The organism is Lactobacillus sp. ESL0679 (assembly GCF_029433515.1).
Classification (GTDB): domain Bacteria; phylum Bacillota; class Bacilli; order Lactobacillales; family Lactobacillaceae; genus Lactobacillus.
In genome coordinates this window covers 34,838-52,240 of the sequence record NZ_JAQTIG010000006.1, presented here as the reverse complement: position 1 = coordinate 52,240, position 17,403 = coordinate 34,838, and the positions used below count along the sequence as shown (strand labels likewise).

Sequence of the window (17,403 nt, the reverse complement as noted above, 5' to 3'; positions counted from 1 at the left end):
CTACTTAACAATCACTTGACCATGGAACATATTCATACTGCATGCCCAGTCATAAACCCCAGGCTTAGTTGTATCAATCTTTACTTCCTTAACCTGACCCTGAGGCAACTTTTGATCAATGCCCAAGTCAGAAAAAATAACATGATCAAGACAAGTTGATGCATCCGTGCGCTTGAACTTTAAAGTTGCAGGTATACCTTTTTTTAGGACAACACGTTCAGGAGAATAGCCTCCCTTAACCTCGATGTCCACATTTTGCTGATCATTGTTAACCACGGCTTGTTCCGCCTGCACTTGATGTTGACCAAAGAACCACCATGCAATAAACCCTATTAAAACAATACCAACTAGAAAAATAATAATTTTAGTCATGTTCTTTACCTCGTTAAGTTCATTTCAACGTCTACATTTGTAAACTATAATTAGTATATATCCTGGATTTACATTTGTAAACATTAACGCTTTTTGGGTAAAAAAATACTCGCTAAATTTAATTAGCGAGTTAAATCTTTAGTCTGCGTCAACGTGATTAAGCCACATTGCCAGCGAACGATCGGCTGGTTGACTGCCGACTTCAGCCAAAATATGCTTGAGCTGCGTGCGACTAGTAGGCACATTAGTCAAAACCAAATTCAAATATTCAGCAAGTGACAAGCCTAACTTATCAATTCCTAATTGCGCATTAGTAAGTGCACTGCTGTCCAAACTTATTGAAGTTAATTGCTCATTCATTTTAATTTCTTCCACCCTAATCCTTTCCCTCCAAGTTTATACTGCAAGTAGACATTCTAAGCAAAAAATGGTGTTAGTGCAAGGCTTTTGCGCTTCTCTGGAGCAGCTTATGCTATACTAATATCAGAAAGTAAAAACACAGTTCGGCTGGTAGTCCGGACGTGAGCGCACGCGATCATCAGTAACCTGCCTCCTTGGTTGTCCATCTTTCTTAAATTTTAAGGAGGATGACATTATAGTTCGTTAACTATCATCTTTGAAGCGCCATTTTATCAAGCTATCTTTGAGCGCCGTGTCGGCACAAGTTATGAAGCTGCTAAAGTCAATCTGGGGACTTCTGAACCCAAGACTACCCGAATCTATTCGCTGATTATTAATCATTGGAATGAAATCAAATTTTTTCGGCAAGATAGTCCTGAATTAGAGGTTAAAACTAAAAGAATTAATCCTAAAAGACGTCAACGCTTAGCTAAAAAAGCAATTAAAACCGATGGTCTTGGCACTAAAGCTCAAATTGCTTTACAAAAACAACTGGAGCAATTTAAACTATCTAAGAAAACAGCTCAGAGTCGGCAAAAAGCCCGAGTTGCTCAAGAGAAGTTTAAATTACGGCAAAAGAAGAAACGCGAAAAACATAAAGGTCATTAATTAGTTAAAAAGTTGCAAAACGGTTAATTTTGCAGCTTTTTTCTTACCATTATTAAATGTTATTTTTCTTGACCAGTTACTTAATCTCTAGTAAAGTATAGTCAATTATTAATAGTAAAAGGGCAAGAGTTTAATGGCAGACAATCAGTGTGGGATTTGTTGGCGAATCGAGTTCATTAATCAGCACCAGAACCCCTATTTTGTCAAGTAACTGTCAACAGGATATGTGGTCTTAGGCGATTAGTATGTTCACTAGCACCTGTTCCCAAGACACGCCCAAGCTTGAACCTGTTTGGTGGGTTGATCCTGAGGTGATGTATAGCTCAGAAGCGCAACCAAATTCTGAGCAATTACAGGTGTTAAAGAAATCATTACAAACCTCATTAGATGAAGTTTTAAGTAAATATTAACAAGATAGAGGAAAATTATGAAAGCATTTGTAATTGGAGCAACTGGTATGGCAGGCTCCGCTTTTGTCAAAGAAGCAGCTAAAAACAATTTCGAAATTATTGCTAATGGTCGTTCAACCGACAAATTGGCTAAGTTAAAGACGGAAGTGCCCAGCATCCAAACTGTCGCTCAAGATGCCTTCACGCTAACCAAAAATGATTTTGCTAGCTGTGATGTGATTGTTGATGCTTTTTCAACGGCTCCAGCACAAGCATATCGCCACATTGACTTAGCTGCTTACTTAATTTATTTATTCAGAGAAACTAATAGTCCGCGATTGGCCTTTATTCTTGGTGCCGGCAGCTTAATCACCGGTGCTGACCATCACCGCGTTTTACAAGATATTGAACAAGATAAGTCGACTAAACCTTGGCGCAACACCCCGAAGAACCAATACTTTGAGTACCAATTCCTGCAAAACGTCGATAATGTTAATTGGTTCGGTATTTCGCCAGCTAATCTATTTGTCCCTGGAGAAAAAGCCACTAAAATTCTTACTGGCAAAGATGAGCTGCTGTATAACGAGCAGGGCGAATCAGTTACTACTGCCGGAACAATGGCTACGGCTTTGGTTCAAGAGATTTTAACTCCGAAGTACCATCAGGATCGCTTCACTGTTGCTAATGGCTAGGCTAAGTTTATTTTAACCAAATTTAAAAGTGCTCCACAATTGTTAGACAATTAGGGGCACTTTTTGAATGTTTATAGTTATTTTTTTAAAAAGCAAAGAGCCCAACGTGTTCAATAACAGGTCATTAACAACAAGCTTAAAAACATTAATCCAAGATTGTTCCAAAGTTTGGCATATTTATCGTTAAACATCTCGTCACCTTTAACTTTCCTTCGTACCTTTTACTTAATATATTAGAAATGCCTATTCTCGTCCATATAAAATTAATATAAAAAATACAAACAAAAAACTGCTTGATTTTCATCAAACAGTTTTTTCATTTACACTAATTTATCTAAAAATTAGCGGTTTTAACATAAGTCTTGTTACCAACAATGTAGTATGAAGCACCGTGCAACTTGACCGGATTACCATAAACGGTAACCCTCTTGCCACGCTTCAAGATCTTCTTGTTAACGCGACTGCCATATCTGTTATAGACATACGCATTGTGCTTCAAGCTTACCTTGGTGCCCGTGATATTTTCAACTGCAATGTAGTAACCCTTATCAGTCTTATAGAAGTTTCTACCAGCAATACTTTGCACCGCCTGGTCAATCTTAACCCGCGTGCCAGCATTCAGAATAATGCCATTAGCTCGCTTGCCGTTTTCATCGTACAAGTAAGAGTTGTGCATTACCCGATCCTTAGTTGGATCAGCAGCAATTGCTTGGACTGATGTCAGATCACGCTTCGGCTTCTTAAAGTTTGTGGCTCTTAAGAAGTAACCATTATCAAGCTTGTAGTACTTCTTACCCCGAATATTAATTGGTTCACCGTAAGTCTTGACCGTCTTGCCGCGCTTGAATACCTTCTTAGTAACCCGCTTGCCATATTGGTTATAAACATAGGCATTGTGAGTCAACTTTTGCTTAGTACTCAAGACATTGCCAGTTGCTAAGTAGTGGTTATCATCCAAGATATAGAAGTCTCTACCGTCAATTGTCTTGATACCATATACTGGAACAACCGAACCTGTCTTATAGACTAATTCGTTAATCCGTTGACCTGCCTCGTTGTAGAGGTATGCATTGTGGTGCAAAGTTACGGTTTCACCCTTCTTAGTACCAATAGTGACTGAAACTGGAACAACTACCTTTGTGCCACCAGGCAAGGTTACCAATACCGAAGCAGAAAGAGTCTTACCAGCAACTGATGTATCTGGTGCTTCTTGCCACTTGTAGGTGGTACCTGCTGGCAAACTTGCCGAGTTACCGATTGCTTGTTCGGCATATTCAGTATCATTACTCAAGTCTTTACCTTGTGGAATCGTGACGCTGCCACCAATTGGTTGCGAATCATTACTTGATGATGAACCGTTATTGTTGCTAGAGCCATTATTCGTAACGTTTAGTGGTACCTTTACGACTTGCTTAGTGCCGTCACCATAATTAATAACTACATAAGCATCCTTCTGCCCATGGTTACTTGTATCAAGTGTACCTGTACCATCTGACTTACTTGCCCAGCTAAACTTAGCGTTTGGATATTCACGCAATAAGTCTGCAACATTCATTTCTTGACCTAGCGCAGCTTTAGCCTGCTCTGCTGTTGGTTGTTCACCTGGAGCTACAACAGTATTCGACGTTACACCAGCAACATCAAGATGTTGTACCCCCAGAATATTGGCTTTAACGCTTACCGGATCACTAATTGAGCCGTCTTTATAGTGGACTCTAACTTGGACATCTTGTTTGTCACCTGGCTTGTTTGGTGCGGCAGCAGCCCATGTCAAGTAACCAACTTGATCCCAATTAACACCTTTAATAATTTTCTTCATTTCCTCTAGATCGGTAAAACCAGCTGGACTTTTAGCCACCGGATTACCCGTAGCAGAATCATGAATTAAGTGTGTCAAGATTGGACTTATTGCATTTTCATCTGCAGCAACTGGATGGTTATTTTCGGCATTAGTACTATCATCAACCTTTAGGTCAATTGGTACAATTTGCTTAGTGCCATCACCGAAATCAATTACAACATAAGCAGTCTTGGTTCCTGCTTCACTAGTATCAACAGTGCCAGTACCGTCACTATTTTCTGCTAGTGAATACTTAGCATTCGGATATTGGGCATCAATCGCCTTCACATCATCCAAGTTCAATGCATTTTTAGCCTCAGCCTCGCCTGGAGTACTGTTTACACAAACCGTTGTTGGCAAATTATCTTTCTTGCGCGCACCTAAGACGTTAACATTAAGCTTAAATGGGGCACTGGTTGAACTATCCTTATAGTGTGCAACTACTTCAATTTGCTGGTTATTACCAACTGTTGTTGGCTGGGCATCGTTCCAACTCAAATGATCAATTAGCGTACTAGAATCATCAACGCCGCCAATTGCGACATTAGCCTTAATCCAATCTGGGTCAGTAAACTCGGGTACCTTCACTTCGTTATGCAGCCCATCGGCAACGTGAGTCGTAATTGGCACCGCTTCACTAGCATCAAGAACTCCATCATTTGTATCAGCCTGACTCTTCACGGTCAAATCGACTGGCACTACCTGCTTAGTCCCGTCACCATAGTCGACCACAACGTATGCGGCAGGATTGCCAGCCTTGCTGGTATCAATCGTACCAGTACCGTCATTATTAGCTGCCCAAGTGAATTTAGCATTTGGATATTGCGCTAAAATTTTTGCATTCTCAGCTTGATCAAGTGCTGCCTTCGCTTGCTCACCAGTTAACTCATTACCCGCTGTTACGGTTGTCGGTGTGTCTGCTTTTTTGGCACTTAAGACATTAACATTAATGTTAAATGGATCGCTGACCGACTGGTCCTTATAGTGTGCAATTACTGCAATCTGCTGGTTATCACCAACAGTTGTTGGTGCTTTATCAGCCCAAGTCAAGTAATCAACTATATCGCTGACATTAGCTACATCAGGAATTTGCATAAAGTCGTCCATCTTAGACGTATCAGTAAATTCTGGTGGCATAATCACACCTTGATCAGTCATGTGGGTAGTGACTGATCCGCTCGTAGCTTCTGGATGATAAGTAGCTCCAGCAGTCGGCTGTTCATTAACAGTCAAATCAACTTTAACTGTCTGCTGCTTGCCATCACCATAATCAATTAAGACATAAGCATCAGGAGTACCTGGCTTACTAATATCTACCGTACCAGTACCGTCGGATTTGCCAACCCATGAATAGAGCACATCGGGATATTGAGCATCAATTGCCTTCACGTCATCAATGTTCAATGCGTCTTTAGCACGCGTCTCGTCTAATTTATCACTATTGACAGTAATTGCTGTTGGTGTATCTGACTTTTGGGCACCGATAACTTTGACATTGATGTCCATCGTCTTGACCGTGCCATCTTTAAAGGTAATTTTAACTTTACCAGTCTCTTGGTCAATTGCCGTAATCACACTTGGTTGACCGTTAGTTGCCCATTCAACTTTAGTAACATTAGTATCTGTTCCTGTTAAAAATGAACTCGGATCCGCGAACTCAGCTGGTGTTTGACTGTGGTCAGTGCCAACATTAACTACATGCAAAACCACATCTTTACTTTGCGTAATGCTAGATTCTGACGTTTGTCTTGGTACTGTTAAAACAGAGGATACATCCTTTTCAGTGCCATCATGGAACTTAATATGAATAGTTTCAATGTAAGTACCTGGATTTTCAACCTTACCATCTTTAATATTAACTGGACTTGCAAATTCAGCAGTTGCATCTTTTGGCAAATCATTAACCATTTCTGCGGCAGTGATTGCCGAGCCGGTCTTCTTGGTAACTGTCTTACCAGTAACCGAGTCAGCGTGCTTTTCACCGTCTGAAATTACCCGGATATAGCCTGTCACAATTTTAGTTGAACCATCATCAAAAGTCAGCTTAACTTGCGACTGTTTCAAACCTGCAGTCTTGGTGGCATTTTTACCAAAGTCAGGATCAACCCATTCCGCTTTCGGATTACCATTTAATTCCGTAAAGTTATCAATCACACTAGCAGCGTCGACCGTACTATTGACATTAGTGCGCACTGTTTTAACATGTGGATTATTTTTCTCGGCCTCGGTTGAGGTTTCAGTTGTCGGGGCATCAACGATAATTTGCGTTGGGACCTCATCAGTTGAGCCATCAGCATAGGTCACTTTAATCATTGTTTGCGTAACACCGGCATTAGCACTTGAAGGTGTCGTTTCATATTCAAAATTAGTAGCATTAGTTAAATCAGCACTATTAATTACGGCATCCTTAGCGTTAGGAATTGCCTCCCCAACATTTAAGCAAACATTCTTAGCCCGTGGCCGTGATGCTGAATGGGCATCGCTAACAACGTCCACGACTACCGGCACATTATTGCTAGTACCATCTGGATAAGTGACCTTAACTACTGCTGCCTGAACACCTAATTTATTCAAATCATTGACTACTGGCGCGGTTTGCCAACTATAAGTTGTACCTTGCGGCATACTGTCTGCATTACTAATTGCGGCTTTAGCATCATCGTACGATGCAGTCTTACCAGCACCGTAAGCAATATCAGTTCTTTGACCTTGTGGGTCATTCTCCTGTGTTGGGTTAGCATCACCCACAATTACTGGGGCAATAACGTAGTCACTAGAGCCATCTGAATAAGTAACTTTAACCGTACCGACTGCAGAACCTTCATGCGATAAGTCAGGTTCATTAGCCCATTCATACGTAGTATCACTTGGAAAGTCAGCGTTATTTGCAATTGAAGCCTTGGCATCAGGGACGGTACCGTTTAAGTCAGCTGTCTGCGTTTGTGCCTTAGGATACTTAATTGAAGCAGTATCATAAACATTAACTAAAACGGGAATGCAGTCAGTCGAATCATCAGAATAAGTTACAGCAACCCAAGCCTGCTTATCACCGGTTGTTGAAGTGTCAACTGGGCTTTCCCACTCAAATTTTGCATCTGCTGGGAAATCTTCTGGCTTATGAATAGCATCTTTAGCAGCTGACGCATCTAAAGTGGTACCTTTGGCTACCGCAACTCCTTGAGAATCTTGTCCTGAACCTGCCAAACTTGCATGGTACAGATGATTTTCTTGTTTATTAATTGTGACATCAACAGGAATAATTTGCTTACCGTCAACATTTTCAGGGGTATGTTCTGCACCCTTCTTATAGTAAGTTAAAACAACATAACCTGGCACCGTCTTACTTGGAACTTGATCCGTGTAAGAAACGTAGCCATTGTCCATTGGTGTGCCCTGATCATCTTTTGCCCAAGAATAATCGACGTCGTAACCAGCATTATTTAAATTAGTAGTTAAACTTGTAGCGTCTTTTAGCGCATCCTTAGCCTGGTCAATTGACGGAACAACTCCATTTGGTGTTGTGGTTGTCTTAGTATCATCTTTTTCACCGCCAAGAACATTTACATGCACATCATCAATTTCCTTAGTTGAACCGTCACTAAAGGTTAAACGCAGCTTTCCAGTCTTTTCACCAGGTGTGCCATTAATAATGCTTGCAACATCAGTCTCATCATCCCAGTTAACACTAGTAACATTAGTTAAGTCACCAGCTAGGTATGAACTCCACTTAGTTTTATCGGTAAAATCAGGTACAAGCGGATCATTTTCGCTAGGAATATCAGCAGCATGGACCACAACTGGACCGGTTCCAGCAGTAATTCCAGATGAATTGGCCTGTGTATCGCCCATTGCCACTTTAGCATCTACCAACTGCGTACCATCAGCTTGGCCATCACGATGATATGTTACCAAGACTTTAACTTCATTAGTTGCTCCTGGAGTCAAGTCACTGACCTCTAACGGTCCTGAACCATCTGCCTTATACCATTCATAAGTTGGATCTAAGTTGCTAGCATCCCCGTCAAAAGCCACGGCATCCTCAGCTTGAGCGGCAGTTGGCAGCTCGCCGTGTGCAACCTGCTGCACATCACCAGAAGATATAGCAGTAACCACATCTAAAGTTACCGGAATATCATCTGTTGTGCCATCGCCATAAGTTACCCGAATGACGGCATTGCCCAACTGATTATCTTCTGGACCAACTGGATTAATGCTTTCAGCTAAATTACCAGCATCATCTTTAATGAGACCGCCGCTAGTTAAATTGCCTTGACTATCCATTGCTTGGTTTGGCAGCCAATTAACGCCCGTAATCGTCTTGTTTTCTGAATTAATACTGTCATCAAGCTCTAGCAAATCAGCAATCGTAGTCGCAGTATTATTACTGCCATCAACAGCATTTAACTTATCTTGGGCACCACCAACTGCGCTAGTTTGACCTTGGTGGATCGAGATTTTATTACTAGAAATATTGTAGCGACCAGCATCAGTCTTCTTCCAGCCATCATAAAGGTCTGTCCCTAAAGCAAATCCAGCCGAACCATTAAAGCCGCCTTGACTTTGAATAACCGTTTGGAAATCTTCTTTAGTGCTTAAATCTTGAAAAGTCTTGTCAGCCTTACCTTCAACCGAAATGTTTTCTGGTAAAGTTGGGTTAGCCAAGATTTTCATTTGGGCATCTGTCAAATTAGGATCAATAATGTTGGCGTTATCTGAGTCTTGGATAATCCACTTGTAATGATCAGTGATCATCCCCATCTTAGCCCCCGAAATATCGGTCATCGGGAAGTTAAAGTTATTGACATCACCGCCGCTGCTAATTAATTCAAATAATTTTGGTGTATCGGCAACCAGATTTAATTGATTATCTTCTCCTGGATTAACGCCATTATCAGAAGCATTATTCTTAATAATTGTGGTAGAGCCTTCATATAACTTCAAGTCTAACGGCGGAATGCCCTCATCAACGCGATAAAGGAAGTTAACCGTGGGATCGATTGTCAGATTAAACGTTGAATTAGCCCCAACTTCAATTCGACCATCATCAATTGTTCCTGTTCCCCGCAACGCACTATTAGTGTTGGCAATTTCAGCATTAACAGTTGCGTTATCTTGAATGATAAAAATATCGCAGATAAAACTGGTTGAAGTTCCAACAGTCGGTGCAAAATTAATTTTGACGTTTGAACCATCATTAGCAGTTGGTTCCGCATAATCACTAAAGATATTGCCATCTGTGTTGTAATTCAAAGTAACGTTATTTATAAAATTAATTAAGGCATCGTAACTGACATTATCACTTTCAACATTATTTAATGTGACCGCCTTACTATTGTCATAACCATAAAAGTTAAATAATGCCGGATCATCATTTGGCTTCATTCCCATTAACTTTAAGTCGTTAAAAGTTATCCCAAATTGATAGTAATCATCCTGAATAATATTTGAGCCAATATTTAATGTATGATTAGCCCCATTAATCACTTTATCAGTTGTAATCGTATATTTTTGATTATTATCTGTTGCTGTAATATCAGCCGTCAGATTAATCGTTGTAATATTTTCATCAAGCAAAGCAGTCTTAAAGTCTTCCCAAGTGGCCGCATCTGTGTCGTCACCTTGAGCAGCTGGCTTTATTTTAGTTGGAGTTGTAACAACTGGTTTAGCTGTTGACGCGTCAGACTGTACCGGTTGTGCAGCCGTATCAGTAGTTGTTGGCTCCTTGTTAGCTGTTGCTTGAGCAGTCGAAGCATCAGTTTCAGCTGGTTTAGCTGTCGGCGCTGTCTGTGCTGACTCAGTCGGTTTTTGCTCATTTTCTTTAGTATCACTGCTCTTTAAAAACGAACTCAAGCCTGAATAAGTAGCTAAGTTTGGCTTAGTATCCTGCTTGTCTTCCGAAGTAGTAGTAATATCTTTGTTTGTTTGAACTTCAGTTTCAGACTTCGAAGAAATCACATCTGCTTTAGTAGTTTGGCTGCTCATCGCCATAAAGCTAAAACCAAGTAATACAGAAGCTGTTCCCACAGTTAATTTCCGTATTGAGAAGCGATCCTTTTTGGCCTGCATCTCCGTTTTTCTTAGTCTTTCTTTGAAATTATTTTTTCCCAGCATATTTCTACCCTCTTATTTATTAGAAAATTTAGTTTCTATCTGATAGTGCTTACAAAACTAATGGTAGACCCTAAATCAGCTTTATACAAACACTATGCTTATACATAACAAAATTAGATATCAATGAAATTGCCCTTACTCCAGCTCTCGCATGTAATTAGCTAGATAAAAAATAACATTCAAAAGATTCCTTGAGGCTCTAAGTACGGAACCAAAAATAAGCATTACTTCCAACTGAAATAATGCTTATTTTTAATAATTAACAATTACTTGTACAAATTACAAAAATTAATATTTTCTATTAAAAATTATAAATAATATACAACTAGCTATTTTGTAAACAAAATTATTTAGCGCTTTTTTTGATGCATTAGTTCTACAACTACTTGAGAAAAAACGTAACCCAAAGCAATTGCCCCAGCAACCATCCCAACATGAATTGTTTTTTGCACGGCAACCATTGGCGAGTGACCAATCATCGCTGCCAAGGCCTGATAACCGCTAGCCCCGGGGACGAGCGGCACTAACCCACTAACAAACATCGTACTAGGCATCTTCTTTTTAACAGCAAAAATAATTCCTAAACTGCCAACGACAAAGGCAGCGATAAAATTCGCTAAAATTGCCCCCAGACCAAATTCATAGATAAACCAATACACGAGCCAGCCCACACAGCCAATTGCACCTGAAATGTTAAGCGCCTTTTTGGGTAAATTGATAAAAAGATCAAACATTACCGTTCCTAAATAGCTGAAAAGAACTTGAATTATAAAATGATAAAAAGTCATTATTGTTTGTCCTTTCCGCTACATGTAATGCAGCACAACACCGATGCCAAACGCCAAAGCACTCAACGTGATTAAACATTCCATCATGCGTTCAAGCCCTGAGAGTAAGTTACCTTCAAAAATGTCACGCACCGAAATAATCATTGGAATCCCCGGCACCGGCGGCATGATTGCCCCAATAATAATATTCTGCACGTTAAAACCTAAATGAAAATGAACGCCAATTACTGTACACAAGCCAATTGCTAACGCACCAAAAAATTCACTAATAAAACGAATGCGCACACGCGACGACAAAAACAGCGTCACATAATAACCCAAAGCACCAGCAACAAATGCTAACGGGAAATCCCGCCAATCATACGTTTGCGTAAAAATAAACATAAAAAAGGCACCTTCAAATCCCGCAGCAAGTGTCTGAACCCAAATAGGAAATTGTGGCTTTTCATTTTGAACTTTAATTAACCCCGCTTCAAGCTCATCTAATGTAATTTGATCAGCAGTATACTGCCGTGAAAGCCGGTTTACCCCGTTAATCCGCAACATGTTAATGCCACGCTTTTCAATTTGAATAAACCGCGTATACGACGCGTTTTTCAAACTAACTAGCACACCTGTCAGGCTAGTAAAGGCTTCAGCATTACTACTAGCGGCATGATCAATAATTCGTTTAGTAGTATCTTCCACACGCCACATTTCTGAGCCAGATTCGATTAAAATTTTTGCGGCTAAAACGCCAACGTCAATCGCCTTATTTTCCATTTTCATCACCATATAGCAGTGTAACAGACCACTACTGTTTTTACAGCATAATCCGACCCAAACGATTAACTTTCTTAAGATTTAGACAAAAAAAGCAGTCCAAGCAACTGCCTGTACTGTTTAATAATCATTATTTACCGTAATTAGTAAAAATCTGCTTGTAAATATCCACGAAATCCAAATACATTTGTTCAGAAACATATTCATTATCTTGGTGCGGTGTATCACTACCCGGCCCATACATTAAGTATGCAAAGCCAGTTGGGTGGTTAATCAAGAATTTGGAACCATCAGTCCCGCCAGACACACCTTCAGTTAAAAAGCCACCTTCATGGTATTCAGTATTAGCCATTTGGGCTTCTTTTTGCATCAAGGCTAACTGCTCTTTTGGCACTTCCTGCTTAGCCACATAAGATTGACCAGCAGCTTGGACAACCTGCAATAATTTAGAATCACGGTCACCAATAATTGGAATAATATCCATGTCAACACTCATCTTGATGTGACCATTAGTTGAATTATTGTAATTATCAATTACTGCTTGAAACTCTTGCAAGATCTTCGGGTTAGCTAATTCTGGAATTGTCCGCAAGTTAAGTTCAGCTTCGGCATGATTAGGAATGGCATTCACTTGGTTTCCACCTTTAATCGTATCAATGTTAAAGACGGTTTCACCCAAGACGTCATTCTTAACACCAGCAGTTAATTCCTTAATCCGCTTCTTAATCGCATCTAAGACATTAAGTAAATGTTCAACAGCATTATTACCCAAGAATGGCATTGAACTGTGAGCAGTTTTACCTTCTGAAGAAATTGTGAGATCCAATTCACCCTTATTAGCAAAAACCGTTCTAAACAAACCAGATGGCTCACCAATCAGTAGAGCATCAGCATCAGCAATGTAGCCTTGCTTTTGCAATTCCTCAGCACCTGGTTGACCAACTTCTTCACCCGCAGTTGCCAAAAGTCGAATGGTCCCAGGAATTTCTGCACCGCTCGCTTTTAATTCCACCATGGCAATCACCATTGCGGCAAGACCGGCCTTCATATCAGTTGTCCCACGGCCATATAGCTTGTCACCTTTTTTAGTAACCTTGAATGGATCAGTCTGCCAATTATCTTTATTAACGTCAACCGTGTCCATGTGGCCAGAAACAACCAAAATTGGCTTACCTGTTCCCAATTCAGCTACCAAGTTAGCCCGATTAGCATCATCTTTTAATGGTAAAATCTTATTTTTAATCCTTGCTTGATCAAGCAATTTCTTTAGATACTTGGCAACTGGTAACTCATCCCCGTTAACGGAATGCAAAGCTACTAAGTCTTGCAAAATTTGCATCTTTTGTTCTTGTTCCATGATAAATACCTCCTGTAAGTTTATTACTTAATTATAACTTACTTTTTTATTAAAGCATATTTAACCAATTTTGCAAGCAAGTACTTGCACGCTGACAAAAATCATGTTACTATCAACAAATACAATTTAGAAAGAGAGATTTTTATAATGAAATTCAAAAAATTTATTACTAGTCGCGGACCACTACTTGCGACTTTAGTTACCCTACTCTATGGTATTTTGGTCTTTGCCATTTACTTTTTTGGCTATCACGCCATGCCAACTAACGTTGATAAATTGCCAATCACGATTGTTAATCAAGATACACACAGTAAGACAATCGCTCGCCAATTAAAAAAGAGTTTACCTTTTGATACGATTAATGAAACTAAAAATTTAAGCCAAGCAAAAACTGATCTCGACCAGAGAACTACCTACCTAATTATTGATATTCCTCGAGATTTTGCTAAAAAAGCCAGTCAAAATCGTTCGGCTCAACTGCATTTCTACATCAATGATTCTAACCAGTCAACGGTCACCGCTGCGATGAAATCAACGGCTCAATCTGTTGCTGCTTCGTTAAACAAAAAAATTAGTACCCAAAAGGCAGTAATGCAAATCGCTGCACCAAAATTAAAAACGCTCAAGCGTAACTTGCTCAAGCAAGAGCAGCAAGCACAACTTGAAATAGCCCAAGCTAAACAACAAATTGCCACTAGTCCAGCTGCTATGCAACCAAAGCTTACTACTCGACTAAAGCAAAAAGTCGCGAGTCAAAAGCTAGCAACCCGTAAAAAAGCCCAACAACAAGAAAAACAAATTATTGCTCAAGCGAAAGCTCAGGCCAAACCAACTAAAGAAGCTGTAAGTGAGCAACTACACCGCCAACATGCATTACCAACAGGAATTAATTATGCTATGGCACCATTTTTCGCTATTTTAGCACTCTATCTCGGCACCATGATGGCCTCATTAACCCTATATGGTACCTACGCCAAATTCGCTAAAGAAATTGGCCGTTTCAAATCATTCATTAACTTGGAAATCACCTACATTTTAGTGGCAGCATTTTCAACTCTAATTACATCCTTTATTACCATGAAATTTGTCAATGTGCCAACCGCTAACTTTATGAACTTGTGGCTTGTACATTTTCTCTTAGTCTGTGCCAGTTTTAACTTTACCGGAATTTTCTATTTCTTACTAGGACAGATCGGCGCAGTTATCAATGTTATTATTACAATGTTACAAATTGTCGCTGGTGCTGGCATGATGCCAGTAGTCACGATGAACCCATTCTTTAAAGCAATCCACTATATTATCCCGCTTTATTACGGCATTCTAGGTGATTATACCAACTTTTATGGTGGACCAAGCATTACAACTGCCATCCTTGGTCTTGCAGCAATTTATATAATCACTTTACTAATAAGTCTAATAATTGTTACAATAATGAAAAAACAACCAATGTTAAAGTTTGAAGAAATTAGTTAGAAGCGATCAGCATGAGTAAGAGTGACGTTGACCAAAAAATTATTGCAGCATTCGCCAAATTAGCCGGAATATACGGTTATAAGGGTACGACTACTCGTAAAATTGCCCAAGAGGCAGGGATTAATGAAAGCACGATTTTTCGTCACTTTACCGACAAAAAAGGTATTTTAAGGTCATTAATTATGCAATATACCAATGAAATTACCAAAGTTAGTCACGACTTTACTTTGACCGGCAATTCCGAAAAAGATATTCAACATGTTGTCAGTATTTACCAATATTTCATTGAGCAACATAAGGGTATTTTCTTAATTGCTTTACGTGAAAATCGACAATTTCCTGAACTAATGGAAGCAATTGGACAGCTAATCACACTGCAACGTAACTTATATACCAAATTATTTGAAAAGATGCACCAACACGGTGAGATTGCGGATAATATCAACATTGCGGTTGAAGTCAATAATTTTTTACTGCTTAACTTTGGTCACAGCGTCTTTAAATTAGCTTACTCAGGACCCAATTTTCAAATTTCTGATCAAGATTATTTGACTAAAAACATCAAAGTTTTTACTAGTCATTTAAGAAATTAGCAATCAAAAAGGCACACAGCGTTTCGGCTGTGTGCCTTTTTTACATAATTATAATTCTTGATCTAGCTTAAGCAAAGCTTGTGTTACCTCAGCACACAATTTTTTACCTAAAATGCGTTCAACACTTGCTTCTGAACGTTTAACATAAGCAGCCGCATCTCGCTTAATTCCAATTGCCTTTGTGGTTAACATAATTTCCTTTAGGCGACTATCATGCGCGTCGGCTTTTTTAGCAATTAAATCTTTTTGCTCCAGCAACTTCAAAATATTAGTTGCCGTCGACTTACGAATATTAAATTCATGCTCAATATCTCTTTGATAAACCTTCTGTTCTTTAGGTACCGCACTTAAAAACTGAATAATCACCATTTGCGTACCTGTTAGACCAATCGTCCGCGCATAACGATCAACATTGCGATTAAAGGTATTTTGTGCTCGCTGCAAAGCTAAACCAAAATTTCTCTTCATTAGTTAATTCTCACTTAAATTATCCTTTTTTTGTTGCTTTATGTAATAAGTATACGCCAATCACAACCAAAATTAATAAGAAAATCAACCCAATTTGAGCACCATCAATCAGCTTGCCAGCCGTCCCTGTTTTTGAACTTATTTGCTGAACAAATTGCATGATTGCCGAAACAATTGACGTCCCAACGGCTCCAGAAAATTGCTGTACCATGTTGAACAAACCATTACCATCAGCGTTTTCTTCCTTAGTAAGCAGGTTCAAAGATGAGGTCATTGTATCACCCATGATTAATCCTGTCCCTGTCATAATTACTAAGTAAGAAATCAAAACGTTAACACCCGTAAAATGTTGGGCGAACAGACAAAACATAATACTGCCCAATAGTTCAAAACAAGCACCTGTCATAATTGGCTTTCTGGGGCCATAATTATCAAGCATCCGTCCACTGACTGGTGATGCAATTGCACCAATAGCGCCACCCGGCAAAAGTAGCAACCCTGCAACCATTGCTGAAACACCATTTACAATTTGCAAGTAATTCGGCAAAATAAACGACAGTCCAACTGTATTAACTTGGAAAATAAAGTAGGCAATAATGCCAGCAGTAAATTTGCTGTTCTTCAGTAAGCGAATATTTAGCAGCGGCTCTTTTACCTTGAGTGAATGCTTAATAAAGATGGCTAGGGCAATCAAACCGATAACTAGTGGCACAGCAAATTCTAGCGGCCGTACTAAAATTCCTGATAAATTACTGAAAGCTAAGATTAAGCCAACAAAAGTCAAGGCAATTTCAATAAAACCAGTCCAATCAAGCTTGGTGTGACTTAAAGGATATGGATCCTTGGTGATGCACAGAACACCCATAATAAAGGAAATAATCATTACCGGAATAATCAAAGTGAAAATGTAACGCCAGCTAAGAGTGTTAACAACCAGACCACCAAATGTTGGCCCTAAAGCTGGAGCTACTGCCGTAATCATTGTGCCAATTCCCATTAGGAGACCGACTTTATCAAGCGGCGTTCTTTCCAAAATAATGTTAAACATGAGTGGTAGTGCAATCCCAGCGCCGGCACCCTGCACAATCCGACCAACTACTAAAAAGATAAAGCCCATCGACTTTGTGGTCAATGAATCAATCAGTAACCCGATAATAAATAAGATTGCGGCTGTCACGAATAATTTTTTAGAACTAAAATTCTTCTTTAAATAAGCTGACAGCGGCATAATAATTGCAGCAATCAAAAGATAACCTGTCGTCATCCACTGCACCGTTGCCATATTTACGTTAAACTCTCTCATTAAAACAGGAAAGGTAATGTTACCTGCCGTTTCAATTAACACACCTGAAAAGGACATCAGGCCTGCTGCAAGAATTGATAAGATTAATTTTGCGTCTAATTTTCTTTGCATCTAATTCCTCCTAAATAAAATAGTTAGCTTGCTAACTATTACAAATAGCTATGTTATAACAATTTTTCATCAAATGCAAAGGGTTCTATAAAAGTAATCGTTTCCAATCTTTATAAGCAGACTTTGGCAAGTAAAT

The 17,403-nt window shown here is 39.4% G+C and carries 12 protein-coding genes; 4 read left to right on the top strand and 8 right to left on the bottom strand.

Annotation, left to right across the window (positions count from 1 at the left end):
- Positions 1 to 372 carry a cupredoxin domain-containing protein gene (locus PT287_RS07965; RefSeq protein ID WP_277134027.1) on the bottom strand — a complete coding sequence of 124 codons (372 nt, stop codon included), beginning with the start codon at positions 370 to 372 and terminating at the stop codon, positions 1 to 3.
- A gap of 138 nt (positions 373 to 510) precedes the next feature.
- Complete coding sequence (locus PT287_RS07960) at positions 511 to 747, bottom strand: hypothetical protein (protein ID WP_277134026.1); 237 nt, start codon at positions 745 to 747, stop codon at positions 511 to 513.
- Between the two features lie 234 nt (positions 748 to 981).
- Between PT287_RS07960 and PT287_RS07955 the strand changes: the two genes are divergently transcribed.
- Both PT287_RS07955 and PT287_RS07950 read left to right on the top strand, forming a co-directional pair.
- Positions 982 to 1,380 (top strand): YjdF family protein, encoded by a 399-nt coding sequence (locus PT287_RS07955; protein WP_348635296.1) that lies wholly within the window; start codon positions 982 to 984, stop codon positions 1,378 to 1,380.
- Between the two features lie 427 nt (positions 1,381 to 1,807).
- Entirely contained in the window at positions 1,808 to 2,461 is a 654-nt protein-coding gene (locus PT287_RS07950; protein WP_277134024.1) for an NAD(P)H-binding protein, read from the top strand.
- A 334-nt stretch (positions 2,462 to 2,795) separates the two neighbouring features.
- Here the strand turns inward: PT287_RS07950 and PT287_RS07945 are convergent, their stop codons facing one another.
- The 4 genes from PT287_RS07945 to PT287_RS07930 all read right to left on the bottom strand — a co-directional run bounded on the left by PT287_RS07945 (position 2,796) and on the right by PT287_RS07930 (position 13,319).
- The gene (locus PT287_RS07945) at positions 2,796 to 10,412 is read right to left on the bottom strand and encodes a Rib/alpha-like domain-containing protein (RefSeq protein ID WP_277134022.1); all 7,617 of its coding nucleotides are present in this window, start codon (positions 10,410 to 10,412) and stop codon (positions 2,796 to 2,798) included.
- A 350-nt stretch (positions 10,413 to 10,762) separates the two neighbouring features.
- Entirely contained in the window at positions 10,763 to 11,200 is a 438-nt protein-coding gene (locus PT287_RS07940; protein ID WP_277134021.1) for a threonine/serine exporter family protein, read from the bottom strand.
- 18 nt (positions 11,201 to 11,218) lie between these two features.
- Positions 11,219 to 11,962 (bottom strand): threonine/serine exporter family protein, encoded by a 744-nt coding sequence (locus tag PT287_RS07935; protein ID WP_277134019.1) that lies wholly within the window; start codon positions 11,960 to 11,962, stop codon positions 11,219 to 11,221.
- 130 nt (positions 11,963 to 12,092) lie between these two features.
- Positions 12,093 to 13,319 carry an ArgE/DapE family deacylase gene (locus PT287_RS07930; RefSeq protein ID WP_277134017.1) on the bottom strand — a complete coding sequence of 409 codons (1,227 nt, stop codon included), beginning with the start codon at positions 13,317 to 13,319 and terminating at the stop codon, positions 12,093 to 12,095.
- A 147-nt stretch (positions 13,320 to 13,466) separates the two neighbouring features.
- Between PT287_RS07930 and PT287_RS07925 the strand changes: the two genes are divergently transcribed.
- The gene (locus PT287_RS07925) at positions 13,467 to 14,792 is read left to right on the top strand and encodes an ABC transporter permease (RefSeq protein ID WP_277134015.1); all 1,326 of its coding nucleotides are present in this window, start codon (positions 13,467 to 13,469) and stop codon (positions 14,790 to 14,792) included.
- A gap of 11 nt (positions 14,793 to 14,803) precedes the next feature.
- The gene (locus tag PT287_RS07920) at positions 14,804 to 15,385 is read left to right on the top strand and encodes a TetR/AcrR family transcriptional regulator (RefSeq protein ID WP_277134014.1); all 582 of its coding nucleotides are present in this window, start codon (positions 14,804 to 14,806) and stop codon (positions 15,383 to 15,385) included.
- A 48-nt stretch (positions 15,386 to 15,433) separates the two neighbouring features.
- On the opposite strand, the gene PT287_RS07915 is transcribed toward PT287_RS07920, so the two are convergent.
- Together PT287_RS07915 and PT287_RS07910 are read right to left on the bottom strand one after the other, a co-directional pair.
- Positions 15,434 to 15,853 carry a MarR family winged helix-turn-helix transcriptional regulator gene (locus tag PT287_RS07915; RefSeq protein WP_277134012.1) on the bottom strand — a complete coding sequence of 140 codons (420 nt, stop codon included), beginning with the start codon at positions 15,851 to 15,853 and terminating at the stop codon, positions 15,434 to 15,436.
- A 19-nt stretch (positions 15,854 to 15,872) separates the two neighbouring features.
- A complete protein-coding gene (locus PT287_RS07910; RefSeq protein ID WP_277134010.1) occupies positions 15,873 to 17,267 on the bottom strand; it encodes a DHA2 family efflux MFS transporter permease subunit in 1,395 nt (464 codons plus the stop codon).
- Between the last annotated feature and the right edge of the window lie 136 nt (positions 17,268 to 17,403).

Coding starts and splice junctions, on each gene's coding strand:
- PT287_RS07965 (WP_277134027.1), bottom strand. CDS start 372: ATGACTAAAATTATTATTTTTCTAGTTGGTATTGTTTTAATAGGGTTT.
- PT287_RS07950 (WP_277134024.1), top strand. CDS start 1,808: ATGAAAGCATTTGTAATTGGAGCAACTGGTATGGCAGGCTCCGCTTTT.
- PT287_RS07945 (WP_277134022.1), bottom strand. CDS start 10,412: ATGCTGGGAAAAAATAATTTCAAAGAAAGACTAAGAAAAACGGAGATG.
- PT287_RS07940 (WP_277134021.1), bottom strand. CDS start 11,200: ATGACTTTTTATCATTTTATAATTCAAGTTCTTTTCAGCTATTTAGGA.
- PT287_RS07935 (WP_277134019.1), bottom strand. CDS start 11,962: ATGGAAAATAAGGCGATTGACGTTGGCGTTTTAGCCGCAAAAATTTTA.
- PT287_RS07930 (WP_277134017.1), bottom strand. CDS start 13,319: ATGGAACAAGAACAAAAGATGCAAATTTTGCAAGACTTAGTAGCTTTG.
- PT287_RS07925 (WP_277134015.1), top strand. CDS start 13,467: ATGAAATTCAAAAAATTTATTACTAGTCGCGGACCACTACTTGCGACT.
- PT287_RS07920 (WP_277134014.1), top strand. CDS start 14,804: ATGAGTAAGAGTGACGTTGACCAAAAAATTATTGCAGCATTCGCCAAA.
- PT287_RS07915 (WP_277134012.1), bottom strand. CDS start 15,853: ATGAAGAGAAATTTTGGTTTAGCTTTGCAGCGAGCACAAAATACCTTT.
- PT287_RS07910 (WP_277134010.1), bottom strand. CDS start 17,267: ATGCAAAGAAAATTAGACGCAAAATTAATCTTATCAATTCTTGCAGCA.